At 64.1% G+C, this 23,686-nt stretch carries 27 protein-coding genes; 10 read left to right on the top strand and 17 right to left on the bottom strand.

What is annotated here, in order from left to right; all coding sequences use genetic code 11:
- Positions 1 to 14: 14 nt before the first annotated feature.
- From DFK10_RS07560 to thyX, 7 genes are all read right to left on the bottom strand, one after another.
- A complete protein-coding gene (locus DFK10_RS07560) occupies positions 15 to 845 on the bottom strand; it encodes a metal ABC transporter permease (protein ID WP_109388240.1) in 831 nt (276 codons plus the stop codon).
- The gene (locus DFK10_RS07555) at positions 845 to 1,702 is read right to left on the bottom strand and encodes a metal ABC transporter permease (protein WP_109388238.1); all 858 of its coding nucleotides are present in this window, start codon (positions 1,700 to 1,702) and stop codon (positions 845 to 847) included. The genes DFK10_RS07560 and DFK10_RS07555 overlap by 1 nt, the downstream gene beginning before the upstream one ends.
- Positions 1,699 to 2,574 carry a manganese/iron ABC transporter ATP-binding protein gene (locus DFK10_RS07550; RefSeq protein WP_109388236.1) on the bottom strand — a complete coding sequence of 292 codons (876 nt, stop codon included), beginning with the start codon at positions 2,572 to 2,574 and terminating at the stop codon, positions 1,699 to 1,701. The genes DFK10_RS07555 and DFK10_RS07550 overlap by 4 nt, the downstream gene beginning before the upstream one ends.
- A complete protein-coding gene (locus tag DFK10_RS07545) occupies positions 2,571 to 3,452 on the bottom strand; it encodes a metal ABC transporter substrate-binding protein (protein ID WP_408005577.1) in 882 nt (293 codons plus the stop codon). Before DFK10_RS07545 ends, DFK10_RS07550 begins: the two co-directional genes overlap by 4 nt.
- A 136-nt stretch (positions 3,453 to 3,588) precedes the next feature.
- Positions 3,589 to 4,086 (bottom strand): hypothetical protein, encoded by a 498-nt coding sequence (locus DFK10_RS07540; RefSeq protein ID WP_109388234.1) that lies wholly within the window; start codon positions 4,084 to 4,086, stop codon positions 3,589 to 3,591.
- A gap of 252 nt (positions 4,087 to 4,338) precedes the next feature.
- Positions 4,339 to 5,211 (bottom strand): AbiJ-NTD4 domain-containing protein, encoded by an 873-nt coding sequence (locus DFK10_RS16220; protein ID WP_146193243.1) that lies wholly within the window; start codon positions 5,209 to 5,211, stop codon positions 4,339 to 4,341.
- Complete coding sequence (gene thyX / locus DFK10_RS07530) at positions 5,208 to 6,116, bottom strand: FAD-dependent thymidylate synthase (RefSeq protein WP_109388230.1); 909 nt, start codon at positions 6,114 to 6,116, stop codon at positions 5,208 to 5,210. The genes DFK10_RS16220 and thyX overlap by 4 nt, the downstream gene beginning before the upstream one ends.
- 193 nt (positions 6,117 to 6,309) lie before the next feature.
- Here thyX and DFK10_RS07525 point away from each other — a divergent pair, with 193 nt between their 5' ends.
- Genes DFK10_RS07525 through DFK10_RS07500 form a run of 6 tightly spaced genes read left to right on the top strand, consistent with a single transcriptional unit; the run spans position 6,310 to position 10,733 of the window.
- Positions 6,310 to 6,912 carry a hypothetical protein gene (locus DFK10_RS07525; RefSeq protein WP_109388228.1) on the top strand — a complete coding sequence of 201 codons (603 nt, stop codon included), beginning with the start codon at positions 6,310 to 6,312 and terminating at the stop codon, positions 6,910 to 6,912.
- Positions 6,913 to 6,951: 39 nt separating this feature from the next.
- The gene (locus DFK10_RS07520; protein WP_109388226.1) at positions 6,952 to 7,482 is read left to right on the top strand and encodes a hypothetical protein; all 531 of its coding nucleotides are present in this window, start codon (positions 6,952 to 6,954) and stop codon (positions 7,480 to 7,482) included.
- A gap of 48 nt (positions 7,483 to 7,530) precedes the next feature.
- Entirely contained in the window at positions 7,531 to 8,877 is a 1,347-nt protein-coding gene (locus tag DFK10_RS07515; RefSeq protein ID WP_146193242.1) for a surface lipoprotein assembly modifier, read from the top strand.
- Between the two features lie 55 nt (positions 8,878 to 8,932).
- Positions 8,933 to 9,361 (top strand): VOC family protein, encoded by a 429-nt coding sequence (locus DFK10_RS07510; protein WP_109388222.1) that lies wholly within the window; start codon positions 8,933 to 8,935, stop codon positions 9,359 to 9,361.
- A complete protein-coding gene (locus DFK10_RS07505) occupies positions 9,328 to 10,038 on the top strand; it encodes a DUF1194 domain-containing protein (protein WP_109388220.1) in 711 nt (236 codons plus the stop codon). The genes DFK10_RS07510 and DFK10_RS07505 overlap by 34 nt, the downstream gene beginning before the upstream one ends.
- Positions 10,039 to 10,049: 11 nt before the next feature.
- Positions 10,050 to 10,733 (top strand): DUF1194 domain-containing protein, encoded by a 684-nt coding sequence (locus DFK10_RS07500; protein WP_235866792.1) that lies wholly within the window; start codon positions 10,050 to 10,052, stop codon positions 10,731 to 10,733.
- Between the two features lie 12 nt (positions 10,734 to 10,745).
- Here DFK10_RS07500 and DFK10_RS07495 read toward each other — a convergent pair whose 3' ends face one another.
- From DFK10_RS07495 to DFK10_RS07485, 3 genes are all read right to left on the bottom strand, one after another.
- Complete coding sequence (locus DFK10_RS07495) at positions 10,746 to 11,264, bottom strand: MarR family winged helix-turn-helix transcriptional regulator (RefSeq protein WP_109388216.1); 519 nt, start codon at positions 11,262 to 11,264, stop codon at positions 10,746 to 10,748.
- A gap of 94 nt (positions 11,265 to 11,358) precedes the next feature.
- Positions 11,359 to 11,619 carry a succinate dehydrogenase assembly factor 2 gene (locus DFK10_RS07490; RefSeq protein ID WP_109388214.1) on the bottom strand — a complete coding sequence of 87 codons (261 nt, stop codon included), beginning with the start codon at positions 11,617 to 11,619 and terminating at the stop codon, positions 11,359 to 11,361.
- The gene (locus DFK10_RS07485; RefSeq protein ID WP_109388212.1) at positions 11,616 to 12,014 is read right to left on the bottom strand and encodes a helix-turn-helix domain-containing protein; all 399 of its coding nucleotides are present in this window, start codon (positions 12,012 to 12,014) and stop codon (positions 11,616 to 11,618) included. Before DFK10_RS07485 ends, DFK10_RS07490 begins: the two co-directional genes overlap by 4 nt.
- A 78-nt stretch (positions 12,015 to 12,092) precedes the next feature.
- Between DFK10_RS07485 and DFK10_RS07480 the strand changes: the two genes are divergently transcribed.
- On the top strand, positions 12,093 to 13,295 hold the full coding sequence (locus DFK10_RS07480; RefSeq protein ID WP_109388210.1) for a pyridoxal phosphate-dependent aminotransferase: 1,203 nt from the start codon (positions 12,093 to 12,095) through the stop codon (positions 13,293 to 13,295).
- A gap of 100 nt (positions 13,296 to 13,395) precedes the next feature.
- Positions 13,396 to 13,812, top strand: coding sequence for a hypothetical protein (locus tag DFK10_RS07475; protein ID WP_109388208.1), 417 nt, complete (start codon positions 13,396 to 13,398; stop codon positions 13,810 to 13,812).
- A gap of 9 nt (positions 13,813 to 13,821) precedes the next feature.
- Here DFK10_RS07475 and DFK10_RS07470 read toward each other — a convergent pair whose 3' ends face one another.
- From DFK10_RS07470 to DFK10_RS07440, 7 genes are all read right to left on the bottom strand, one after another.
- Positions 13,822 to 15,393, bottom strand: coding sequence for a cation:proton antiporter family protein (locus DFK10_RS07470; protein ID WP_109388206.1), 1,572 nt, complete (start codon positions 15,391 to 15,393; stop codon positions 13,822 to 13,824).
- A gap of 117 nt (positions 15,394 to 15,510) precedes the next feature.
- Complete coding sequence (locus tag DFK10_RS07465; protein ID WP_109388204.1) at positions 15,511 to 16,890, bottom strand: MATE family efflux transporter; 1,380 nt, start codon at positions 16,888 to 16,890, stop codon at positions 15,511 to 15,513.
- A 56-nt stretch (positions 16,891 to 16,946) separates the two neighbouring features.
- Positions 16,947 to 17,855: a nickel/cobalt transporter gene (locus DFK10_RS07460; RefSeq protein WP_109388202.1), complete on the bottom strand. Its 909-nt coding sequence runs from the start codon at positions 17,853 to 17,855 to the stop codon at positions 16,947 to 16,949.
- Positions 17,843 to 18,472, bottom strand: coding sequence for a DUF1007 family protein (locus DFK10_RS07455; protein ID WP_109388200.1), 630 nt, complete (start codon positions 18,470 to 18,472; stop codon positions 17,843 to 17,845). The genes DFK10_RS07460 and DFK10_RS07455 overlap by 13 nt, the downstream gene beginning before the upstream one ends.
- Positions 18,469 to 18,867 carry a hypothetical protein gene (locus DFK10_RS07450; RefSeq protein WP_109388198.1) on the bottom strand — a complete coding sequence of 133 codons (399 nt, stop codon included), beginning with the start codon at positions 18,865 to 18,867 and terminating at the stop codon, positions 18,469 to 18,471. The genes DFK10_RS07455 and DFK10_RS07450 overlap by 4 nt, the downstream gene beginning before the upstream one ends.
- A 136-nt stretch (positions 18,868 to 19,003) precedes the next feature.
- Positions 19,004 to 20,137, bottom strand: a complete 1,134-nt coding sequence (locus tag DFK10_RS07445; protein ID WP_109388196.1) for an aminotransferase class V-fold PLP-dependent enzyme — start codon at positions 20,135 to 20,137, stop codon at positions 19,004 to 19,006.
- Positions 20,138 to 20,212: 75 nt separating this feature from the next.
- Complete coding sequence (locus tag DFK10_RS07440; RefSeq protein WP_109388194.1) at positions 20,213 to 21,979, bottom strand: trypsin-like peptidase domain-containing protein; 1,767 nt, start codon at positions 21,977 to 21,979, stop codon at positions 20,213 to 20,215.
- Between the two features lie 259 nt (positions 21,980 to 22,238).
- Between DFK10_RS07440 and DFK10_RS07435 the strand changes: the two genes are divergently transcribed.
- Positions 22,239 to 23,159, top strand: coding sequence for a glycine--tRNA ligase subunit alpha (locus DFK10_RS07435; protein WP_109388192.1), 921 nt, complete (start codon positions 22,239 to 22,241; stop codon positions 23,157 to 23,159).
- Positions 23,156 to 23,686, top strand: coding sequence for a DUF6446 family protein (locus DFK10_RS07430; RefSeq protein ID WP_109388190.1), 531 nt, complete (start codon positions 23,156 to 23,158; stop codon positions 23,684 to 23,686). Before DFK10_RS07435 ends, DFK10_RS07430 begins: the two co-directional genes overlap by 4 nt.

Below are 23,686 nucleotides of genomic sequence, written 5' to 3'. Positions count from 1 at the left end.
AGCGCGCGGCGCGTCTAGCCCCGTGCGGTTTCCCGCCGCGTCAGGATCAGGCGGCGCGCGAAGGCCAACAGGAAAAAGGCCGTCAGGATCAGGATGATCGTGGGGGCCGGGGCGCTGTCGAGGAAGAAACTGGCATAGGTGCCGCCCAGCATCGAGATCAGGCAGACCAGCACCGCGACCCACAGCATCGTGCGGAACTGCCGCACCAGCAGGAAGGCAATCGCCCCCGGCGCGATCAGAAGCCCGATGGCAAGGATCAGCCCCACCGCCGACAGGGTTGCAACGATGGTCAACGACAGGGCGGCCAACAATCCGTAATGCAGCCATCCCACCGGCAGGCCCGCGGCCCGGGCCTGGGCCGGGTCGAAGGCGTGCAATAGCAGGTCTTTCCAGCGCAGCAGAAGCGCCCCGCCCACCACCAGCGCCACAGCGCCCGCGGTCCAGAGATCCGCCGCGCCTACACCCAGCATGTTGCCGTAAAGGATGTGGTCGAGATGCATGTTGGTATCGATCGCCACATACATGACGATCCCCGCCGCGAACATGCCAGAGAAGACCACGCCCATGACCGTGTCGGGCTTCACCCGGCTGTTCTCGGCCAGATAGCCGGTGGCGACGGCGGTGAACATGCCGGCGGCAAAGGCGCCAAGGATCAGCGGCAGCCCAAGGATGAAGGCCAGCACGATCCCCGGCAAAACCGCGTGGCTGACCGCGTCGCCCATCAACGCCCAGCCCTTCAGCACAAGAAAACAGGACAAGAGCGCCGTGGGCACCGACAGGATCACCGCGATCCAGAATGCATTGACCATGAAGCCGAACTGGAATGGGAAAAGCAGCGTTTCCATCAGGCTCTGTCCTCCAGCGCGGCGCGGGCCTTGCGTTTATGGGCCAGCAGTCCGTGTTTCGGGGCAAGCAGGAAAGCCGCGAGGAAAAGCGCGGTTTGCAGGCAGACGATGACGCCGCCGGTCGCGCCGTTCAGGAAGTAGCTGGCATAGGCTCCAAGGAAGCTCGTCACGGCTCCGATCAAGACCGACACCACCAGCAACCGCTCGAACCTGTCGGTCAGCAGATAGGCCGTGGCCCCCGGCGTCACCACCATGGCGATGACAAGGAATGCGCCAACCGTCTGCAAAGCCGCCACGACCGAGGCCGAAAGCAGCACGAAGAACAGCGCCTTCAAAAGTTGCGGGTTGAGCCCCACCGACCGCGCGTGATTTTCATCGAAAAAGACCACCATCAGGTCTTTCCACTTGGCCAGGAGGATCACCATGGACACGCCGCCGATGATCGCCAGTTGCAGCGTGTCGCCCGGCGTGATGGCCAGGATATTGCCCATGGTGATGGTCTGAATGTCGATCCCCACCGGGTTGATCGAGACCATGAACAGGCCCAACCCGAAAAAGCTCGTGAAGATCAGGCCGATGATCACATCCACTTTCAGGCCCGACCGTTCGGTCAGGAAAAGCATGGCCCCGGCCGCCAGACCGCCCGCAAGAAAGGCACCCAATGCAAAGGGCAGCCCCAGCATATAGGCCCCCGCCACGCCCGGCACGACCGAATGGCTCAGCGCGTCGCCTATCAACGACCAGCCCTTCAGCATCAGGTAGGCCGACAGAAAGGCGCAGACCGCCCCCACCAGCGCCGATACCCACATTGCGTTGGTCATGTAGCCATAGGAAAAGGGCTCCAGCAGAAGGGTCATTCCTGCGGTTCCTCTTCCGGCGTCGTGCGGTGCTGGCGCGCCTTCTGGGTCTGGTCGCCGTATTGCACGAAGGGGCGTTCATCATCGGTCAGGATGGAAATCGCCCGGTCGTCGCCATCGTCATGCAGCGCATCGCCGCCAAGGGTGAAACGGCGCAAGACACCGCCGAACGCCTCTTCGAGGTTCGCTGGCGTGAAGACCTCGTCGGTCGGGCCGTGGGCCAGCACGGTGCCTCTCACAAGGATCGTCCGGTCGCAGAATTCCGGCACCGAGCCCAGGTTGTGGGTAGAGACCAGCATCACCCGGCCCTCGTCGCGCAGCTCTTTCAGCAGGGCCACGATCTGTCCTTCGGTTTTCACATCGACCCCGGTAAAGGGCTCGTCCAGCAGGATCACCTGCCCCTCTTGCGCCAGCGCGCGGGCGAGGAATACGCGTTTGCGCTGGCCGCCGGACAGTTCCCCGATCTGTCGATGCCGATAGGCACTCATGTTGACGCGGTCCAGCGCCGCATCGACCGCCGCGCGATCGGCGGGTCCGGGCCGGCGCATCCAGCCCATATGGCCATAGCGGCCCATCATCACCACGTCCTCGACCAGCACCGGAAAGGCCCAGTCGACCTCTTCGGCCTGGGGCACGTAAGCGACCAGGTTTTCCTTGAGCGCCTGCCGCACGGGCTTGTCCAAAAGCGATATCTCGCCCTTTGCAACCGGGACGAACCCCATGATTGCCTTGAACAAAGTCGACTTGCCCGCCCCGTTCACGCCGACCAGCGCCGTGACCGTGCCGCGTGGCACCTCGAAAGAGGCATCCCAAAGCGCCGTGTGGCCGTTGCGGTAGGTGACCGTGAGGTCGCGGGCGGAAATTCCTGTCACTGGGTCAAACCTTTTGCCACGGTTTCCGAGGTGACGCGCAGCAGGTCGAGGTAGGTCGGCACCGGGCCGTCCGCCTCGGACAGGCTGTCGACATAAAGCACCCCGCCATAGGCCGCGCCGGTTTCACGGGCCACCTGCTCGGCAGGGCGGGTGCTGACGGTGCTTTCACAGAACACGACCGGAATATCGTTCTCGCGCACCCCGTCGATCACTGCGCGGACCTGTTGCGGCGTGCCGACCTGGTCGGCGTTCATCGGCCACAGATAGAGTTCCTTCATCCCGAAATCCCGGGCGAGGTAGCTGAACGCGCCCTCGCAGGTGACCAGCCAGCGCTGGTCCTCGGGCACCTCTGCGATGGCGGCGCGCAGGGGCTCCAACGTGGCGCGCAGCTCGGCCTTGTAGCCTGCGGCATTGGCGGCGTAGGTGGCGGCATTGTCCGGGTCGGCGGCTGACAGCGCGGCCTCTATATTGTCGATGTAGATCAGCGCATTATCCAGCCCCATCCAGGCATGGGGGTTGGGCTTGCCCTCGTATTCGCCCGACCCGATGGCGATGGGGTCGATGCCCTCGGACACGGTGACCGACGGAATCTCGCCCAGATTGTCGACGAATTGCTCGAACCAGAGTTCCAGGTTCAGCCCGTTCCACAGCAGCAGGTCCGCGTCGGAGGCATTCACCAGGTCGCGCGGCGTGGGCTGGTAGCCGTGGATCTCGGCCCCCGGCCTGGTGATCGAGACGACATCCGCCGCCTCGCCGGCCACGTTCCGGGCCATGTCGGCGATGACGGTAAAGGTGGTCACGACTTTCAGGCGCTCGGCCTGGGCGGGCAATGCGAACAGGATCAGAAGGGCGGCAAGGCGCAGCATCGGGGTCTCCATGTCTTGAGGCTCTTGCCTTGTCTATTTGCGAGCGATTCTCAGAAGTCAAGAGAATTGCGAACCATTCGCAACTAGAGGCGGTGCAGTTGAGAACCGCGCGGCACGACAGGCGAAACCGGCCCCGATGCCGTGCATGTTACCTGGGGTTCAAATCCCTCACCTCTCCCGCGCTGAGGCTGCGACGCTGGCTCATGGCCAGTTGGATCGTCTCAACGTTCGCCCCGCGTCCCCAGGCAAAGACCGACTGGTAAGATACCCCGGCGACCTGGCCGGAAATATAATCGGCACCGGACAGGCTGTTGCGGGCATCGCTGCCCCGGTTCAGGTCCAGCGTCACGTCATCGCAAACCATTGTGCCGCGTCCGTTCGCCCCGAAACTGCCCTCGCACATCGTTCCGTCAGAGCCGGTCAGATTGACATCCCCGCGCCCCGTCATGTGACCGACCAGCGTGCCCGTGTAGGTCACCGCGGGTTCGCCCTGCACGTCCAGCAGCATCATCGCCGGCATGGTAAAGCTGGTCAGGCCGATCTCTTCGACATCGTTGTTTTCCGCCGCCGCGATCACCGCGAGTTCGCAGCCCGAAAGACCGGCCACCATCGCTGCGCCGAAGGCGCATTTTTTCAAGAAATTCATTTCCCTATCCCACAAGTTTTTGTCTGCGCAATAAAGTTGCCCGGAAACGGATTCCAGATCAAGCCGCGCGGTCGGCAGGCCGCGGGGTGGCGATCCACCGGGGGGATCAGGGCACTTTATGGCAGCCACTTCCGAAGTGGGTCAGAGCGGGGCGCCACCCCCACCAGATCGCCAGCCCGTCCGGGCGGCCTGGCGACCGCGCGGCGCCTACGGCGCTATTCGCGCGGAAGTGCCTTTACGACATTGGCGGCGCTATCTCGCCGTATTCTGCGACTCAACGATCAAATAGTTCAACAAGGCTGAGCAGAGCACCAGCATCAATCTTGCCTCGGTCTCAGAAACATTCGCCCTCTCGTCGAGTAGTGCATGCCGAATGCCAGCTTCATCGGAACTCCAGCCATAGATATTTAGCAATCCCGACTTAAGCGCAGGGTGCAAAACAAAACCACGTTCTTCTGCCCTCGTAACGGCAATCTTCATTGTGTTGCTCCGTTCTCCATTGATCGCGGAAAATGCGGACTCAATAGCGGAAACAGACTCCTTTACTGAATTTCGATAATCAGGGTTCGTCCGATCCGAGTACCTTTGAAGTGCAACCCGGAGGTGCTCTTTGGCTCCCCGAAATGATCCTGTGAATTCTAGCGCCGTTTCAATGGATTTGATTTCGACTTCATCCGTTATCTCGGACAATTCACCAGACACAAATCGATAGGCCGACTTTTCCTCTTCAAGGACGGCATTACAATGAGTGGTGAATACTTGTCCTAGCATTCTCAAATGCGAGGCTGCTTGCTGCGGACCGGTCTCTCTCGAAAAATCTGCTAGAAATTGCACCAAGTCATAGACCTCATTCCACTGAGCGGAATAATACCAATCTCGGACTTTTTCTACATTTATGCTGGTGATTTCGCTTAGTCTGTCAATTGGGGCACCGAAAAAATCATCTTGAAGGCGGCTAAACAAAAGTCGTGCATCGTCATGATCATCTGTATATTCACCAACATTTCGCCAGAATACTTGCGTGATTACGCTCCAAATCCGGTTAGCGAGGCGCTCATCGATGCTTTCACGCTGAATGGCTTCGCGCGGCTGAGTTAGACCTAGCCGTTCCGAAAAACGTCTCACCCCTCAATCACTCCCATGAACTCCCGCCATTCCCCCTTGGACATGCCGGAGCTTTCCTGCGTGACTTCTTCCCCCTTCAGCATCTTGCGGATGCACTCCAACTGGCGGCCCGACAGGTTCGCCCCCCCCATCCGGTAATCCTCGAAGGCGCCGTAGGCGGCCGGGACCCAGTCCTTGACCATGTCGCAGATCGCCTCGGCATAGACGCGGATTTCGTATTGGGCGTGGGCGTCGGCGCGCAGGCGCAGGAAGTGGAAGAGGTTGTGCAGGTCCACCTTCCAGTACCACTGGGTGTAGATATTGGCGGGCAGGTTCATGCGGGCGAGTTCACGGGCCAGCCCCTGCTGCCCCTCATCCGAGATCATTTCCTCGTAATGGTCATAGCAGCGCGCCGCGTCGCCCTTGAGATACTCCAGCACCCGCGCGGCCTCTTCCCCGGTCAGTGCCTCGCCCCGGCCCTGGTTGTTCACGGTCGATTGCGCGGCCAGGTCCTCGGCCCGAGGGATGTAGAATTCCCGGTCGAGGATCGAGTAACGCGCGGAATATTCGTTCACGTTGGCGGTGCGGTGGCGGATCCACTGGCGGGCCACGAAGACCGGCAGCTTGACGTGGAACTTGACCTCGCACATCTCGAACGGGGTCGAGTGCCAGTGCCGCATCAGGTAGCGGATCAGACCCGCATCGTTGCTGACCGACTTGGTGCCCTTGCCGTAAGAGACCCGCGCCGCCTGGCAGATCGCGGCATCGTCGCCCATGTAGTCGATCACCCGGACAAAGCCGTGATCCAGCACCGGGGCGGCCTTGTAGAGATGCGCCTCCATCCCCTCGGACACCGCGCGCAGGGTCTGTTTGGGCTCGCCGCGCAGGGCGTCGATCTCGGCCTGTTGGTCTGGGGTGACGGGCATGGCGGGGTTCCTTGCTGATTCTCGGGTCGGGTCGTGACCTGCTTACTATATCTACGCCAAAATGCACCGGGAACCCCGATATCCTGTGGAAAAGCCCGTGCATATCGTTGACTCGGCCTTTGGATTTCCTGACTATGAGTGAAAAAGAGCCGTCACCGGCCGCCACACCAGAGACCTGTTGGGACAGATTGCCATGAGATACCCGGTTACGATCGCCATTGTGGGCCTTGCGGCCTTGTCAGGCTGCCTCGACGGCACCAACCCTTTCATGGTGGACTCGCCCGACGGCACCGGCTCCGAGCAGCTGGACGAGAACGACCCCAATACCGACGTCAACAACCAGTTTCTCTATGACCCCGACCGCGGGCTGACGATGAACGCGGTGCAATACGACGCCGCGAATGACGAGCTGGTGATCAACAACTTGCCATTCGACGGCCCCGACGGGCGCTATGACAATATCGCGGGCACCACCTCGACCGACGCCAACGGCATCACCAGCGGCGTCTACGAAAGCCGGCAGACCGCCACCACCGGCCTGGTCAAGCACTACGCCGTTTTCGTCCGCGGTGACTACCTGGAGGCGACGGCGGCCAATTCCCGCGACTGGTTCGGGTTCGGCTATGGCGGGGCCAATATCAACCGCAGTGATTTCGGCCTGCCCAGCGGGATCGGCGAATATGTCTATCGCGGCGTCTATGGCGGCGCGCGAACCTTCGACAATGGCGGCGGGATCGAACTGACGGCGGGGGATGCGACGCTGATCCTCGACGTTCTGGACTTCGACCCGATCTAGGGCATCCAGGGTGCGATCGCAGGCGACATCACCAACCACGTGGCTCTGGCCGAGGACGGGACAACGGTGGTCGACAACCTGCCGGACGTGATCCTCGCCGTTGTCAGTTTCAGCACCGACCAGGGCGTCTTTGAAGGGGGCGAAGCCACAACCGCCCTCCCCGTAAGTGGCGGCGTGGCCGACACCGGCAGCTACGAAGGCATCTTCGGCGGCCCCGACGGCGAGGAAATCGGCGGTTACACCGTTCTTGAAGGGCCCGGAAACGTGCAGGTGACGACGGTCGAGACGATCCAGTGGACCTACACGTTCGAACAGGACATCATCGTGGGGGGCGTCGTGGTCGGAACCCAGACCATTACCCAGACCGGCACGACAAGCGGCTTCGACTCCATCCCGGCCAGCGAGTTGCAGGAGGTGACCAATGCCGGCGGCGATATTCCGGCCTTCATCGGCGCGCCGACCTCGGGCATTCCGGCCGGGGCCGACACGGTCAGTACAACCCAGACTTTCGAATTCCTGAGCGACTACCAGGCGCGTGAAGTCGGCGTCTTCGTCACAACGCAACAATAAGAGGGCGTGATGTGGCGGCTTCTTGCAGCAGTCGCAACTGGCGTCATCATGACACTCGGGCCGGTGGCGGTGCCGCCATCGGCCCGAGCCCAGGAGCGGATCTCGGTCGCTGAAGGCCGAGAGTTGGCCGCCCGCCTTTACAGCCTGCGCCAGTTCCGCGCCCTGCGCGAAGTGACCCGCGCGCTTCTTCAGGCCGACCCGGAAGATATCGGCATTCTGATCCTGCTGGCCCGTGCCGAACAGGGTTTGGGCGACACCGAGGCCGCAGACATGGCCGCCACCCTCGCATGGCAAAACGCACAGACGGAGTCGGAAAAACTGGCCGCGGCATTGACGGTGGCCGAGATCGCGACGAATGCTGATCGCCTGACCAGGGCGCAATTCTGGCTGCGTCGCGCCGCGAACCATACCCGCACCCCGCGCGAAGACGCGTTCGTCGCCCGTGCCTTTTCTCAGGTGCGGCGCGCCAACCCCCTGTCCATCAAGCTGGATTTCGGCATGTCGCCCAGCGACAACGTGAACAACGGCACATCCAACGAATATGTCACCTTCGCTTTCCTGCCGGACGCCTTTTCCGACCTAGAGTGGATCGTGCCGCCGGACGAACGGCCCCTGTCCGGCATCGAGTTGAGCCTGTCCGCCGACCTGCGCTACCGGTTGGCCCAGGGCGCGCGCAGTCGCACCTCGCTGGAGGCCGGGGTTTTCGGCAAAACCTACATCATGAGCGCCGAGGCCCGCGAAGACGCCCCCGAGGTCAGCGGCGCGGCCCTATCCTATGGCCAGGCCTACCTTGGCCTGGGGCGGCAATGGGTGCCGGAAGGCACCCAGACAACCTATTCGGCCAGCCTGCGCTACATCCTCGAAGCCGATGCCGACGGCCTCTCTGCGCATCGGCTGTCTGGCGACATCGGCGCACAGATGCCGCTGTCCGAGACCATGACCCTGTCCTATGGGGCAGGCCTGGAGCGCGCGCGATATACGACCGGCGAAACCGCCGACCGCGCCACCTTGCGCGGGCACTGGGCGCTGGACCTTGCGAACGAGGACGTTTTGTCCTTGTCGGCCCGCCTGGTCCGGTCCCGTTCTGACGCGATGGACCGGGACTATCGCAGCGCAACAGTCAGCCTGGGTTATGATTTCGGACAGGTTACCGACGCGCTTTCGCTTAGTGTCGTGGCCGAACAGCGTTGGCAGATCCATGACGCGGTGTCCCTGGACCCGTCCGGCCGGGAAGACAGCCAGCAGAGCCTGAAACTCTCAGCCGGTTTTCCGAACATGCAGGTCTATGGGTTTGAGCCGGTCGTGACATTGCGCCACCAGAAAACCGAGTCTTCGGTGCCCTCTTATGACAGCGTTACGACGACAATGGGGCTGTTCCTGCGTTCACGTTTCTGACTTTTCACACCGGGCGGGCATGCTACGTTTCCCGAAGACAGTGAAAGGAGACCGCATGCCGCTGAAATATCTGCACACGATGGTCAGAGTGAAAGACCTGGAAAAATCCATGGCTTTCTACGAGTTGCTGGGCCTGAAGGAAACGCGCCGGTTCGAAAACGAAGGAGGCCGTTTCACGTTGGTTTTCATGGCCCCGCCGGGTCAGGAAGACTGCCCGGTCGAGCTGACCTTCAACTGGGACGGCGACGACGGGCTGCCCGATGACAGCCGCCATTTCGGACACCTCGCCTACGAGGTGGACGACATCTATGCCACGTGCCAGCACCTCATGGACAATGGCGTGACGATCAACCGCCCGCCTCGCGACGGACGCATGGCCTTCGTGCGTAGCCCCGACAACATCTCGGTTGAACTGTTGCAGGCCGGTGAGGCTCAGGCCCCTGCCGAGCCATGGGCCAGCATGGACAATTCCGGCCATTGGTAAGGGCGGGGCTCTTCGCGCTGGCCACGTTCGTCGCGGCCCCGGTGGAGGCGTGCCGGCTGGCGCTGGCCCTCGCGCTGGACGTCTCCTCCTCGGTGGATGCGGCGGAAGATGCGTTGCAACGGGGTGGGCTGGCTTCGGCGCTGGTCGCCCCCCAAGTGCAGGCGGCCTTCCTCGCGCCGGGCGATCCGGTGGCGCTGGCCATCTATGAATGGTCGGGACGCTTCAAGCAGGTGCTTGTGCAGGATTGGGTGCTGATCCGCTCGCCGGCGGATTTGCAGGCGGTTTCGGCGCAGGTCGCAAACAGCCGCCGCAGCCATGAAGATTTCCCTACGGCGATGGGCTATGCGCTGGGTTATGGCGCCACACTGCTGCGGCGTGCGCCCAACTGCGCGGCGTCGACGCTGGACGTATCCGGCGACGGGATCAACAACGAAGGCTTCGGCCCCGCAGAGGCTTATGGCGCCTTTCCCTTCGACGGTGTCACGGTCAATGGGCTGGTGATCAATGGCGGTGAATACGAGGCCGAGTTGGACCTGGTGCGCTACTACCTGAACGAGGTGATCCGGGGCCCGGCCTCATTTGTCGAGGTGGCGCAGGGGTTCGACGATTTCGAACGCGCCATGCGCGCCAAGCTGATCCGGGAACTGGGCGTTCTCATGCTGGGCGAGGCACGGTGAGGCGAGGGGTCGTGCTGGCCGGCCTTCTGGCGTTGCTCGCCGGATCGGCTGCGGCGCAGTGCCGGCAAGCCCTCGCGCTGGGGCTGGACGTGTCGGGATCCGTCGATGAACGGGAATACCGGCTGCAACTGGACGGGCTGGCCGGGGCGCTGACGGCACCGGCGGTGCAGGCCCGGCTCTTGGCGCAACCGGAGACCCCGGTGAGGTTGGCCGTCTACGAGTGGAGCGGGCCACGTGATATGCGGCTTCTGGTGCCCTGGACAGCGATCACCGGGCCGGACCGGCTGCGGGACGTAATCGAAACGCTCAGCACGACCCACCGCGTGCGGGCCCACCCTGGAACGGCGCTTGGCACCGCCATGCAGACCGGCATCGCCATGCTGGAGGAGCAGTCCGAGTGCTGGAAACGCACGCTCGACCTGTCCGGCGACGGCAAGGCAAATGCCGGCATCCGCCCGCGCGACGTGCCCCCGGCCCCGCCGGGGATCACCATCAACGGGCTGATCATCGGCGACCCGAACGCCCCGACCAACGAACCCTTCATGGAGTTGGTGGCCTATTACCGGGCCTACGTGCTGCGCGGACCCGGCGCCTTTGTCGAAAGCGCACTCGGCTTCGAGGCCTTCGAGGCGGCGATGCAGCGCAAGCTTCTGCGAGAATTGCAGGCCGTGGCGATCGGCGCGCTGGCAGAATAACGCCCAAACGAACTAGTAGATGTAACGGATCTGGTCGGACCAATAGCGCTCGACCCGGCGCAGAGCCGTGGTGATCTCGTCGATCGCGTCCATGCTCAGAACGTCCCTGTCCTGAAGCCCACTGGCATGGTTACCGAACAGCCCTGCGACGATATCGCGGACGTCGCGGCCCTTCTGTGTCAGCCGCACCCGGACCGAGCGGCGATCGATCTCGCATCGCTGGTGGTGCATGTAACCCATTTCCACCAGTTTCTTGAGGTTGTAGCTGACATTCGAGCCCTGGTAGTATCCCCGCGTCTTGAGCTCACCCGCCGTGACCTCGTTGTCGCCGATGTTGAACATCAACAGGGCCTGGACCGCGTTGACCTCCAGGATGCCGACGCGTTCGAACTCGTCCTTGATGACATCAAGCAGCAGGCGGTGCAGCCGTTCGACCAGCATCAGAACCTCGAGATAAGAGGTCATGAAGCCGGCGTCATAGGCCCGCTTCTGGCCGTTCGTCGCGGTGTCGGGAACCGTATGGAATGACATGCAACACCTCCGTTCTGTGCCGTTGCAGACGAAGGCATGGCATGCAATTGCCGAATAATCGGTTAAGTCGCGGCAAATTCGCGAAATCGGCCCGTCAGGCGCGGCGCATACCCTCGGACATCCCGGCGATCATCCCCGCGTAGACCGCGGGCGGCGCGGCCTGCCCGGAAACCCATTGATACAGGTCGTGATCGTTCTCTGACAGAAGCCGGTCGTAGAGGTCGAGCTCGGTCGCCTCCATCTCCGCCAGGTGGGCATCGGCAAAACGGGTCAGGATCAGGTCCATCTCCTTGATGCCCCGCCGGATCGACCGCATGTAAAGTCGCTTCCGGCGAGTGTCGATATCTTCGCTCATGTGGCGTCGCTCAGCACGGCACGCAGGCGCTTTTCCAGTTGCGCCAGCTTTTCGCCCGATTGCACCATCTGCGCGCGCAGGCTGCGCATCTCGAGCAGGATATCCCGCAGGTCCGAGGCCTCGATGTGGTTTTCCTCGGGCAGGTCGATGCCGTCGCCTTCGCCGGTGAGCAGCCAACGCAGGGACACGCCCAGAAGGCCCGACACCATCTGAAGCTTGTTGGCACGCGGTTCGTTGAGGTCATCCTCCCAGTTGCGCAGCGTGCCCAGCTTGACGCCCAGCTTCTTGGCCAGGTCCTTCTGGGTCATCGACGCGGCCTCGCGCGCCGCGGCAAGGCGATCCCCGAAGGTGGCCGTATCCTCGCTGAACCACTCGGTCTTTTCTTCTTCGGTCATGGTGTCCTCTGAACTTGTCTGTCCGGTTCGCCCCCCCTATGACACGTCGCACAGGGGAATACAAAACCGAGGCCGACCATGTCCTTCCTTTCCGCGACACTCGCGCGGGTAAAACCATCGCCCACCATCGCGGTGACGACCAAGGCGGCCGAGCTGCGCGCGGCAGGCCGCGACATCATCGCTCTGGGCGCGGGCGAGCCGGATTTCGACACGCCCGCCCATATCCGCGCCGCCGGGATCCGTGCGATCGAAGAGGGCAAGACGCGCTACACCGCGGTCGACGGCATCCCCGAACTCAAGGCGGCGATCTGCGCCAAGTTCGCCCGCGACAACGGGCTGGACTATGCGCCGTCGCAGGTCTCGGTGTCGTCTGGTGGCAAGCAGGTGCTGTATAACGCCCTGATGGCCACGCTGAACCCCGAGGACGAGGTCATCATCCCTGCCCCCTACTGGGTCAGCTACCCCGATATGGTGCTGCTGGCGGGCGGCACACCGGTGACCGTCGAGGCGGCACTGGAAACCGGGTTCAAGATCACCGCAGATCAGCTCGAGGCGGCGATCACGCCGAAAACCAAGTGGTTCCTCTTCAACTCGCCCTCCAACCCGACCGGCGCGGGCTATTCCTGGGACGAGTTGAAGGCGCTGACGGATGTGTTGATGCGACACCCGCATGTCTGGGTCATGACCGACGACATGTATGAACACCTGGCCTATGACGACTTTACATTCTGCACGCCCGCGCAGGTCGAACCGGGGCTATATGACCGGACGCTGACGGTGAACGGCGTCAGCAAGGCCTATTGCATGACCGGCTGGCGCATCGGCTACGCGGCAGGGCCCGAGGCGCTGATCGCGGCGATGCGCAAGGTGCAGTCGCAATCCACATCGAACCCCTGCTCGATCAGCCAATGGGCGGCGGTCGAGGCCCTGAACGGCCCGCATGATTTCATCGCAGCCAACAACGAGGCCTTCGTGCGCCGCCGCAACCTGGTGGTCGAAATGCTGAACGAGGCCGAGGGGATCGAATGCCCGATGCCCCAGGGCGCCTTCTACGTCTATCCCTCCATCGCGGGCTGCATCGGCAAGACCAGCGCGAATGGTGCCAGGATCGTGGATGATGAAGCTTTCGCAACGGCCCTGCTGGAGGAAACCGGCGTCGCCGTGGTCTTCGGCGCGGCCTTCGGGCTCAGCCCGAATTTCCGGGTCAGTTATGCGACATCGGATGAGGCGCTGCGCGAGGCGTGCGGCCGGATACAGGCGTTTTGCGCCGGGCTGCGCTGAGCACCGGGCCGCAGGCGACGCAAATTCTGGCGCGCGCGGCCCCGCTCTGCTAGTTTTTCGACAACGCCGGACAGAGGCGGGTGAGTGACAAGGGGCAGAGATGGGCGCAGAGCTTCCTGACTATTATTTCCGGGTCAAGGAAAACGGGGCAGCCGTGTTCAAGGTGGATACCGAGAACCGCCAACGCCGGATCGAGATGGACCAGATCGCGGTCATCAACATCAACAACGGGCAGATCAAGCCGCAAGGGGACCGGACGCTCAGCGACGCGGACCTCGCCGTGATCCAGTCCTGGATGGAAGAGCGGACCGAAACCCTTGCCCGGCGCACGGTGGACGACATTCACCGCGCCATCGACCACCTGAACCTGACGACGCAATGGGCGCAATCCAAGGCCACCGACGAGCAGTTGGAGGCCTTCACGGACGAATTGCTGCTGGCCATGCACGACCTGCGCTCGGTGCTTGTGCGCAAGAAGGCCGACCGCCTGATGAAGGGCAAGGACGCAGCGGAATAATCTGGCCGATCATTCGCCCGGCGCGGTCTTCGGCAAAAGCTCTTCCATCGCGTTCATCGCCAGGCTCCGCCCGGCTTCTCGCATGGTCAGGTAGGTGCAATCGGCGCCAGCCTCTTCGATCAGGTTGAGGTGTTCGTCATGCAGGGCATGGCTGACGATCGGGCCGGTGAACCCCTTGGCCCGCAAGGTGCGGGCGGCGATCACCTTGGCCTCAAGGTCATTCATGGCCAGAACGGCGGCCTTGATCCGGCCCAACTGGACCCCTGCCCAGAAATTGCTGTCCTCTGCATCGGCAAAGACGACATTGCGTCCGGCCTCGGCATGGGCGGCGGCCTTGTAAGTGTCGGCATCCAGCCCGATGGGATTGAGACCGCGTTCGGCCATGACCTCGTAGGCGGCGGACCCGGTCCGCCCCATCCCGAAGATCAGCACATCCGCATCGCCAAGGTCCGTGGGCTGTTCATCAGGGTGGCGCGTGACCCGCTGAAACGGTTTCAGACGGTCGCTGAACCGTTCGAACAGCGGATGCGCCAGGTGATTGATCGGCGCGGCGACCAGGAAGGACACCGAAACCGCGATCGCCAGCGGCACCACGAAGGGTTCCGCTGCGGGGATGCTCGTGGCGACGATCAGGCCGAATTCGCTGTAGACCGTGAGCGACAGCGCTGAAAGGAAGGCCGTTCGGGCGCGCAGCTTGAATGCCAACAGCAGGAAGAAGAACAGGATGCCCTTGAGCGGCAGAAGAACGCCGAGCACCAGCGCGAACAGCACCGCATTCCAATCGGGCAGGCCCGACATGCCGATGGACAGGAAGAACCCGACGAGGAACACCTCCTTGAGGGACCATAGCGAATTCGACAGCTCGCCCGCCCGCGGATGGGTGGACAGCATCAGCCCCATGACCAGCGCGCCGATCTCGCCTTTCAGCCCGATCACCTCGAACCCGTAGCCGCCGATCACCAGCGCCAGCGCCATCCCCGCCAGCACCAGCACCTCGTCATGACCAGCCCAGTCCAGAAGCTTGTGCAGGACCGGGCGCAGCAGCGGCGTGGCAAAGACCAGAAGCGCCCAGGGCCCGGGCATCTTGCCCGCGAAAACCGCGATGACCACCAGCGCGATGATATCCTGAACGATCAGGATGCCGATGGCGGTGCGGCCGTGAAAGCTGCCCATTTCGCGCTTGGCGTCCAGCATCTTGGCGGCCAGCACGGTCGAGGAAAAAGCAAGCGCGATGCCGACCAGCAGCGCGACATTCCAATCGGTCGTGAAGAACAGCCGGACGAGCGGCGTGAACAGCAGGACCGACAGCGCGAAATGCAGCAGGGACACACCGATCACCTGCGGTTCGCCGATCTGCCTAAGCTTGAGCTTGAGCCCCACGGTGAACAGCAACAGCAGAACGCCCAGATTGGCCAGATAGTCGAGGATCGGCCCCGTCTGGGCCGGCATTCCAAATCGTGGTCCGAATGCGTTGATGACGAAGCCAGCGGCAAGGAACCCCACCAACGGCGGCAGCCCCAGCGGCCGCACCGCCAAGCCAAAGATGAAGGCGGCACCGACCGCGAAAACCTCGAATACCATGCTGGAACCGGCCCCCTTCGCATTGTGCAGTGCTGTCTGATGGGTCCAGAATGGCCAAGCGGCTGGCCTCTTGCAAGGCGCAATCCCTGCCAGCCCCGCAACCGTTGCGCCCGAGGGTCAGGCGCCCCCGGTCTGCTGAATGGGGGCCGTGTCATACCGCGCCAGTTGCCGCAGCAGCCGCACGGTCAGCAGGATCGCCGCCGCCGCCAGCCCCAATGTCATGCCGAACCAGATGCCCGGCCCGCCGTACCCCAGCGGAAAACCCAGCACATAGCCGGCCGGCAGACCTAAGACCCAATAGCTGACCGCCGCCAGCCACATCGGGATATTGGTGTCCTGCATGCCGCGCAGGTTCGACAGGGCGATGATCTGGCCCGCATCGACGAACTGGAACAGCGCCGCGATCATCACCAGGCCCGCGCCCAGCGCTATGACCGCGCCGCGCTGCGGCTCGTCCGGGTCCACGAAGAGCGACACGAGCGTTTCCGGGAAAAGCAGGAAAATCGCGATGGCAAAGACGCCGAACGCCATGGAGAGCGCATACGAGGCCTCGGCCGTGCGGCGCATTTCCGGCCCGTCGCGGCGGCCGAAATGGCTGCCGATGCGGATCGTCGCGGCGTTGGACATGCCGACATGGAACATGAACATCACCGCCGTCAGTTGCAGCGCGATGCCGTGGGCGGCCAGCTCCACCTCGCCGATCCAGCCCATCATGATAGACGACCCCGTGAACAACCCGCTTTCCGACAGGGCCGCCCCGCCCACGGGCAGGCCCAGCTTGAACACCCGCGCCATGATCTCGGAATCGGGTTTCCAGATGCGGCTGAACAGCGCCAGGTCCGGCCGTTTCCATTGGGCATAGACCATTAGGGCGACCATTTGCAGCGTGTGCGTCAGGATCGAGGCCAGCGCCGCGCCCTCGATCCCCAGTTCCGGTGCGCCCAAGTTGCCGAAGATCAGCGCGTAATTGAACCCGGCATTCATGATCAGGGCGGCCAGCGTGATCCACAGCTGCACCGCCGTCAGCTGCACCGCCCCCAGAAAGGACCGCATCACGTGCCCCGCCAAGGCCGGGAAAAAGCCAAGTATGGCAATGCGCAGGTATTTTCCGCCTTCGACGGCCACGGCCTCGGGCTGGCCGATCAGGCGCAACAGGTCGGCGCCCCGCCACAACAGGGCGACGGCCACGAAGCAATAGGCGATGGACAGCCACAGCCCCATCCGGGTGATGCGCCGGGCGCTGACATCATCACCCTGCTCCACCGCCTCGGCCACCATCGGCGTCACGGCATGACCGAACCCCGCACCGACGATGAACAGAACGAACCAAAGACCGTTGGCCACGGTCGAGGCGGCCAGCGCGGTCACGTCATACCAGCCCAGCATGACCGTGTCGGTCATGTGGATCAGGAACCCGGCAAGCGTCGCGCCCACCAGCGGCAGACCAAGCCCGAGAAGCCGCTTTGCATGGGTGATATGAGGGGTCGGCTGCGTCATGAAACAGCCTTACGCCCGGTTTTTGGGCAGGTCCAGAACCTCGTTGGCGGCCCCGGCTAGAAAACGCCCTGCCGCATCAGCAATTGCGCCGCCAGAAGCGCCACCGTCAGGCCGGCCAGCACCTCGACCAGAGCCAGCGCACGAGCGGTGCCGCGCCCGGCCGCGGTCTGCATCAACGCGCTTTCGCGGAACAGGACAGACGCGATCGCAACGACGACCGTTACCGTCGCGGTGCCAAGCCCCATGATGAATGCGCCGATGATACCGGCCCAGTCGATCCCCAGACGCCAGGTCAGGATCAGCAGGAACAGCGCGCCCGTGCAGGGCCGGATCGCCACCGCGCCGATCAGGGCCAGCGCCTCGGGCAGTGACCGCACCGCCTCGGCCTCGGCGACGGTCGGGCCATGGACATGGCCGCAGCTGTCGCAAACGCCTTCGCCATCATGCGCGTGATCGTGCGCGTCGGCCGGGGTCGCGCGCAGCAACTTGCGCGCCCCGCGCCACAACAGCCACAGCCCGATCAGCCCCACCGCGCCATAGGACAGCGCCTCGAACAGCCCGTCGGACAGGCTTTGCACCTGCTCACGGCCCCAGCCCAGCAGCAGCACGGCGGAATAGATCAGGATCACGGCCGTCGCGGCCTGCCCCAGCGACGACAGAAGCGCCAGCACCGAGAGGCGCAACACGGGCACCCGGCGCCCCACACCGTAGCCGCCGATCACCAGCTTGCCATGGCCCGGCCCGGCCGCATGGAAGAATCCATAGGCAAAACACAGGCCCCAAAGGGTTGCCAGCGCGCCCGGCTGCCCTTGTCGCAGCGCCCGCAACGCCTGCGCCATGGCGTTCTGAACATCGCGCTGTCCGACCGCGGCCCAGCGCACCACGCTGTCCGCCCCGCCATAGCCCCACAGCCAGACGGCAAGCGCCAAAAGCGCCGCGACAGGGATCAGCATCAGCCGCCGCATGTCACCGTGATCGTGTCGGCAAAGTCCTCACCCACTTCGGGAAAGAACATCTCGGCCTGGTCCTGCGGCATGGCATAGAGCAATTCGTCCACCCGTTCCGTCGCGGCAATGAGGTCGGCGCGGGTCACCTGGGCGGCGCAGGCCTCGCTTCCCGAGACCGTCACGGGCGTGACCACCGTGTAGGCGGTGTAATAGCCGGGATCGTAGACCTTGACCGTCACATCCCCCGGCGCGGCCTCGACCGGTCGGGTATGGCTTTCGACGATCTGGCCATCCTCGAAGGCAACGCTGGCGTCCCGGCGCGCACCCAATTGAAGCTGTTGCCCCGCCTGCGTGACATAGAGATCGCCCACATAGCCCTCGGGCCAGTCAAGCACCGCGTTGCTCAGGGTCGAAAGCTCGCCCCGCGTCAGGGTGCCATCAAGGTCGTCGTCGATCCCCAGATCCTCGGTCAGCAGCAGCGAGAAGAACTCGTCATAGGTCCAGACAAGGCGCACGGCGGTCAGACGATCGTTCTCGAAAACAAGTTCGACCTCTGCATCGACGAAAAGATGCGGATGGGCCGTGGCCAGCCCGGCCCAACTCGCGCAGACAAGGCCCAGAACCCAACGCATCATGCCGACCCCGTCAAAAAGGCCATCGCGCCGACCAGGCAGAGCGCCGCCTGGGCCAGCGTGTAGGCCAGCCCGACCCAGCGCCACGGACCGGCCTGCGGCGTGCGCCGCGCGACGATGAACACCGCCCGGCCGAGACCGACAAAATAGAGACCGACCAAGGCAAGGAACAACCCTTGCAGCGGGAGCAGTAGCACCGGCCCCATGCCGACCCCGCTCAGCAGAACCGGCACCAGCGCGGCCAGCGGCACGATGATCAGCAACATGCCGAAATTGCCGACCCAGAACGTGTCGCCCAGCCCCTCGCGCCCCTGCAGCATGGATCGGATCCAGGCGCGGGTGAAATAGCGGCGACGGTCCTGGCTGGACCGGGTCAGCTCATCGTAGTCGCCGGGCATGTTGTCCCCTCATGGTCACGTGCAGCGTGGTGCAGGGCGAATGTAGGCAAGTCCGGCAGGGGCGGCCAGTGCCGCATCGGCGCGGGGGCGGAAATCAGCCGTCTCCCGTCGACGGCGGCGATGTGACCTGGCCCGGTCAAAGCACCTTGTCTGCCACCGCGCGGAACCGCGCCAGCGTCGCCTTCACATCCGTAAGCTTGTCCAACCCGAACAGGCCGATGCGGAAGGTGCGGAAATCCTCGGGCTCGTCCACGGCAAGCGGCACGCCAGCGGCGATCTGCATGCCTCTTGCTGCAAACTTGGACCCGTTCTGGATATCCGGGTCGTCGGTATAGCAGACCACCACGCCCGGCGCACCGAACCCGTCGGCCGCGACGGAGCGCAGCCCCTTTTCAGCCATAAGCGCCCGCACCCCGTTGCCCAGGTCCCACTGGGCGTCACGCAGGGACTCGAAGCCCAGCTCGCGGGTCTCGGCCATCGTGTCGCGGAAGGCCCGCAGGCTATCCGTGGGCATGGTCGCGTGATAGGCATGGCCGCCGTTCAGATAGGCCTCCATGATCTGGCGCCATTTGCCGAGATCCAGTGCAAAGCTGTCCGATTGCGTATGGTTCAGCCGGTCGAGCGCCGCCTGGCTCAGCATCACCAACCCGGCCGAGGGCGTCGAGGACCAGCCCTTTTGCGGGGCCGAGATAAGAACGTCGACCCCGGTCTTTTCCATGTTTACCCAGACGCAGCCCGAGGCGATGCAATCCAGCACCATCAGGGCGCCGACCTCGTGCGCGGCCTCGGCCAGCGCGGTGATGTAATCGTCCGGCAGGATGATCCCGGCGCTGGTTTCCACATGGGGGGCGAAAACCACGTCCGGGCGCGCCGCGCGGATCGCCTTTGTCACCTCGTCGATGGGCGCGGGCGCAAAGGGGGCGCGGCTGTCATTGCCCGTCTGACGCGCCTTGAACACCGTGGTCTCGGCGGCAAAGCCCCCAGCCTCGAAGATCTGGCTCCAGCGATAGGAAAACCAGCCATTGCGGACGATCATCGCGTGTTTACCTGCGCCGAACTGACGGGCGACGGCTTCCATCCCGTAGGTGCCACCGCCGGGCACGATCGCCGCGCCCGTCGCGTTGTAGACCTCGCACAACATCTCGTGCAGGTCGCGCATGACCTGCTGGAAGGTCTGGCTCATGTGGTTGAGCGACCGGTCGGTGAAGACCACCGAAAATTCCATCAACCCGTCCGGGTCCACCGGGCTGCGAAACTCGTCTGCGGGCATGCGCTGTCCTCCTTGTGTCGGGCCCGTGATAGGGCGCGGCGCGCGGGAAGGCAAAGCCTATGACGGCGCGTCCGGTCAGTCGTCCCAGCAGCTGACCAGCACCGCCACGTCGGCGGCCAGCTGCGTCAGGGCGGCAGGTGTCATGCTTGCGGCCATGTCGGTGGTGCGCACGGAAACGCCCGCCCCGCCCAACGATCCCACGATCTGTTCCGCGTCGACGGAGAAGGACACTTCCGGTGGCAGAACCTGGCCATTGTCCGACCGGCGCGGCAGCAACATGCCCAGCACGGCGCCCCCATCGTCGAAAACCGGCCCGCCGGCATCGCCCTCCTGCGCGGTAATCGAAAGGCGCTTGACCTCCTCCTCGCCGTTCAAGCCACGGATATCGGCCAGGGTCCCGAAGGTCAGTGCGGGTGTCGCCAGCACCCCGCCATAGGGGAAGCCCGCGACGGCCACCTGGGCCTGAATGCGCGGGATGCCCACGTGGAATTCGGCCACAAGCGGCGGGGCCAACTGATCCTGCGGGCGCAGAACCGCCAGGCCCAACGCCTCGTCCCGGTGCACGATCTCGGCCTCGTGGTCCTTGTCCAGCGTGACCGAGCCGCAGCCCTCGACGGCCTCGGTCGTGGTCAGAACGTCGCCCGCCTCGTTGACGTAAAAGCCGCTACGGTCGCGCAGGGGCCGGCGCACTTGCAGCCCTGAGACCAGGTCTATCGCCTGCTCGGCGTCAGGCGGCGCGATGGAAGGATCGAGCACACCATCGAGCCGGGTGAAACTTGGGCGCATCTCGGCCAGGATGCGCGCACGGCGTTCCTCGTCCCCGGCGGGCCAAACGAGGGTGAAGCCCTTGATGGTGCCATTTTCAAGCGACACGCTGGTGAAGGAATGCACCTCGTCGCCGATCCCCTCGATGGTGAAGCCGCGGGAATTGCGTTCGCGCGGGCCATCGGTGGGCACGATCTCCAGCGTCTGCATGATCTCGTAAAGGCCGAACATGCGGGTTTCGTCGCCGGGCTGCGAGATCAGCAAGACCTGTGCATCAAGCTCGCCCGAAGCGGAATAACGCGCGAAAGGCGGATCATAAGCCTCGAAGGCAACCACGCCGGTCGGGATCAGCATCTCGATCCCGGCGGTCTCGTCACGCACCAGCTTCAGGTCCATCCCGTCGAGAATGGCATTGTAAGCTGCCAGCAACTCGGCCCGCTGGCCGGTCGTCATGACGCCCGTCGCCTCGTGATTGTTGGCCTCTTGCCAAGCGGCCATGGAGCCGCGCGTGCCGCGGCCGAACAGCCCGTCGATGGCGCCATTATAGAACCCGGCCCATTGCAACATGCTCTGAAGTTCACGCTTTTCGTCACGGCTCAGCAGCCGTTCGGCGGCACGGGCCTCGGCCACGGTTTGATCGGGGATCTGAACAGGCTCCGGCTCGACCTGGACAATGGCCTCCGGTTCCTCCTCGCCCGCTGGCGCGGTTGCGGCCTCTTGTGTGCCGATCACCCCGGCGGGCCAATAGCGTTGACGGAACTGGCTGCCATCGACCACGTAGCTGTCCGAAGGGATCAGCCCGCGGGCGCGCAGGGTGCGCCGCACCGCCTCGGCCTCGCTGGCAGAATAGGGCCCCAGCGCGATGCCATACCATCCGGACCCAAGGAAAAACCCGTTCACATCGGCCACGCCCGCTGCCGCGTAACCGCGCGCGGCGTCCTGCGCGCCGGTCAAGGTGCGCTGCGCCTCGATCTGGACCCAACTGGACTGTTGCGCCCGGGCCTCGCCCGTGGCCGCAAGGCCGACCGCGAAGGCCAGCACCACACCGAAAAGAAACCCCGTCAGGTTGCGCAGCATACCGTTATCATCCCCGTTTTGATCCGCGTCGTCGTCATGGTCCGTCCGGCGGCGGGTATCGTCCCGCCTGCCGCCCCGCTCGACAACTTACCAAACCGTCGGCACATTGCACCCCGAAAATGCCACAGGCGTGGCGGGCGGGCGCATTGACCCTGCCCGCCGCCGCGCCTATTGAAGCGCCCGTATCGAACCCGCATCGACTTCGCGCATGTCCTGCCCCTGCACGGCCAGCGCGACGGCAAGTGAGAGGCCGCGCCCTATGTCCGACAAGCCCACCAGCTTTCAGGAAATCATCCTGCGACTGCAAACCTACTGGGCGGCGAAGGGATGTGCGGTTCTGCAGCCCTACGACATGGAAGTCGGCGCCGGCACCTTTCACCCGGCCACGACCCTGCGCAGCCTTGGAACGCAGCCCTGGGCGGCAGCCTACGTGCAGCCTTCGCGCCGGCCCACGGACGGGCGCTATGGCGAGAACCCCAACAGGCTGCAGCACTACTACCAGTTCCAGGTGCTGATCAAACCAAGCCCGCCGGACCTGCAGGACCTTTACCTCGGCAGCCTGGAGGCCATCGGCATCGACATGGCCACCCACGATATCCGCTTTGTCGAGGATGACTGGGAATCTCCCACTCTGGGCGCATGGGGCCTTGGCTGGGAGGTCTGGTGCGACGGCATGGAAGTCAGCCAGTTCACCTATTTCCAGCAAGTGGGAGGCCATGATTGCCACCCGGTCTCGGGCGAGTTGACCTACGGGCTGGAACGGCTGGCCATGTACGTGCTGGGCATCGACCACGTGATGGACATGCCCTTCAACGCGCCCGATGCGCCGATTGCGCTGAAATACGGCGACGTGTTCCGCCAAACGGAACAGGAATATTCCCGCTGGAATTTCGACGTGGCCGATACCGAGGTCCTTCTGCGGCATTTCGAAGAGGCCGAGGCGGAATGCCGCGCGATCCTCGACCAGCCGCACGAGGACCCCAAGACCGGCCAGCGCATCATCATGGCCCACCCGGCCTATGACCAGTGCATCAAGGCCAGCCACATCTTCAACCTGCTGGATGCGCGCGGCGTGATCTCCGTCACCGAACGGCAGGCCTATATCGGCCGCGTCCGGGCCCTGGCGAAACTATGCGCCGACGCCTTCGTCCAGACCGAAGCCGGCGGGGCAGCAGCATGAACGCGGCGAGATTTGCAGTTCTGGGGATCGTCCTGACGGCCATCGTGGCGGGCGTGTCGCTCTATTATCTTCAGGTCTATGCCTATTACGACGAGGTCTCGGCCGAGGAAGCGGGCGAGGTTCAATTGACCTCTGTCGTATCCGGCCAGCCCGAGATCATTCCCTACGAGAATTTCGAGGGCATTGATTCCAACAGCAGCCCGATCCGCTTTCGCGCCTGTTTCGAGACGCCGTTGTCGCAGGCGCTGCTGACCGAAACTTATGTGATCAGTGACGATGCCGTGCCGCTGAACGGGCCGGATTGGTTCGCGTGCTATGACGCCCAGGAAATCGGCGCGGCGCTGGAAAGCGGCGAAGCGATCGGTTTTGTCGGCGTCGAAAACATCGAATACGGCATCGACCGCGTGGTCGCCATCATGACAGACGGGCGCGGCTTTGTCTGGCACCAGATCAACCGCTGCGGCGAAGTCGTCTTTGACGGCGAGCCCGTCCCCGATGATTGCCCCGAACCCCCGGAGGCCAACTGA

This window comes from Salibaculum griseiflavum (genome assembly GCF_003129565.1).
Classification (GTDB): domain Bacteria; phylum Pseudomonadota; class Alphaproteobacteria; order Rhodobacterales; family Rhodobacteraceae; genus Salibaculum; species Salibaculum griseiflavum.
This window is presented reverse-complemented; position numbering and strand designations above follow the sequence as displayed.

What these genes read in the sequence shown, in the direction of transcription:
- DFK10_RS07475 (WP_109388208.1), top strand. Translation starts at nt 13,396, where the DNA reads ATGGGCGCAGAGCTTCCTGACTATTATTTCCGGGTCAAGGAAAACGGG.
- DFK10_RS07435 (WP_109388192.1), top strand. Translation starts at nt 22,239, where the DNA reads ATGTCCGACAAGCCCACCAGCTTTCAGGAAATCATCCTGCGACTGCAA.
- thyX (WP_109388230.1), bottom strand. Translation starts at nt 6,116, where the DNA reads ATGCCCGTCACCCCAGACCAACAGGCCGAGATCGACGCCCTGCGCGGC.
- DFK10_RS07480 (WP_109388210.1), top strand. Translation starts at nt 12,093, where the DNA reads ATGTCCTTCCTTTCCGCGACACTCGCGCGGGTAAAACCATCGCCCACC.
- DFK10_RS07485 (WP_109388212.1), bottom strand. Translation starts at nt 12,014, where the DNA reads ATGACCGAAGAAGAAAAGACCGAGTGGTTCAGCGAGGATACGGCCACC.
- DFK10_RS07495 (WP_109388216.1), bottom strand. Translation starts at nt 11,264, where the DNA reads ATGTCATTCCATACGGTTCCCGACACCGCGACGAACGGCCAGAAGCGG.
- DFK10_RS07490 (WP_109388214.1), bottom strand. Translation starts at nt 11,619, where the DNA reads ATGAGCGAAGATATCGACACTCGCCGGAAGCGACTTTACATGCGGTCG.
- DFK10_RS07545 (WP_408005577.1), bottom strand. Translation starts at nt 3,452, where the DNA reads ATGGAGACCCCGATGCTGCGCCTTGCCGCCCTTCTGATCCTGTTCGCA.
- DFK10_RS07455 (WP_109388200.1), bottom strand. Translation starts at nt 18,472, where the DNA reads ATGATGCGTTGGGTTCTGGGCCTTGTCTGCGCGAGTTGGGCCGGGCTG.
- DFK10_RS07460 (WP_109388202.1), bottom strand. Translation starts at nt 17,855, where the DNA reads ATGCGGCGGCTGATGCTGATCCCTGTCGCGGCGCTTTTGGCGCTTGCC.
- DFK10_RS07470 (WP_109388206.1), bottom strand. Translation starts at nt 15,393, where the DNA reads ATGGTATTCGAGGTTTTCGCGGTCGGTGCCGCCTTCATCTTTGGCTTG.
- DFK10_RS07465 (WP_109388204.1), bottom strand. Translation starts at nt 16,890, where the DNA reads ATGACGCAGCCGACCCCTCATATCACCCATGCAAAGCGGCTTCTCGGG.
- DFK10_RS07430 (WP_109388190.1), top strand. Translation starts at nt 23,156, where the DNA reads ATGAACGCGGCGAGATTTGCAGTTCTGGGGATCGTCCTGACGGCCATC.
- DFK10_RS07525 (WP_109388228.1), top strand. Translation starts at nt 6,310, where the DNA reads ATGAGATACCCGGTTACGATCGCCATTGTGGGCCTTGCGGCCTTGTCA.
- DFK10_RS07450 (WP_109388198.1), bottom strand. Translation starts at nt 18,867, where the DNA reads ATGCCCGGCGACTACGATGAGCTGACCCGGTCCAGCCAGGACCGTCGC.
- DFK10_RS07540 (WP_109388234.1), bottom strand. Translation starts at nt 4,086, where the DNA reads ATGAATTTCTTGAAAAAATGCGCCTTCGGCGCAGCGATGGTGGCCGGT.
- DFK10_RS07515 (WP_146193242.1), top strand. Translation starts at nt 7,531, where the DNA reads ATGACACTCGGGCCGGTGGCGGTGCCGCCATCGGCCCGAGCCCAGGAG.
- DFK10_RS07555 (WP_109388238.1), bottom strand. Translation starts at nt 1,702, where the DNA reads ATGACCCTTCTGCTGGAGCCCTTTTCCTATGGCTACATGACCAACGCA.
- DFK10_RS07505 (WP_109388220.1), top strand. Translation starts at nt 9,328, where the DNA reads ATGGGCCAGCATGGACAATTCCGGCCATTGGTAAGGGCGGGGCTCTTC.
- DFK10_RS07510 (WP_109388222.1), top strand. Translation starts at nt 8,933, where the DNA reads ATGCCGCTGAAATATCTGCACACGATGGTCAGAGTGAAAGACCTGGAA.
- DFK10_RS07445 (WP_109388196.1), bottom strand. Translation starts at nt 20,137, where the DNA reads ATGCCCGCAGACGAGTTTCGCAGCCCGGTGGACCCGGACGGGTTGATG.
- DFK10_RS07440 (WP_109388194.1), bottom strand. Translation starts at nt 21,979, where the DNA reads ATGCTGCGCAACCTGACGGGGTTTCTTTTCGGTGTGGTGCTGGCCTTC.
- DFK10_RS07560 (WP_109388240.1), bottom strand. Translation starts at nt 845, where the DNA reads ATGGAAACGCTGCTTTTCCCATTCCAGTTCGGCTTCATGGTCAATGCA.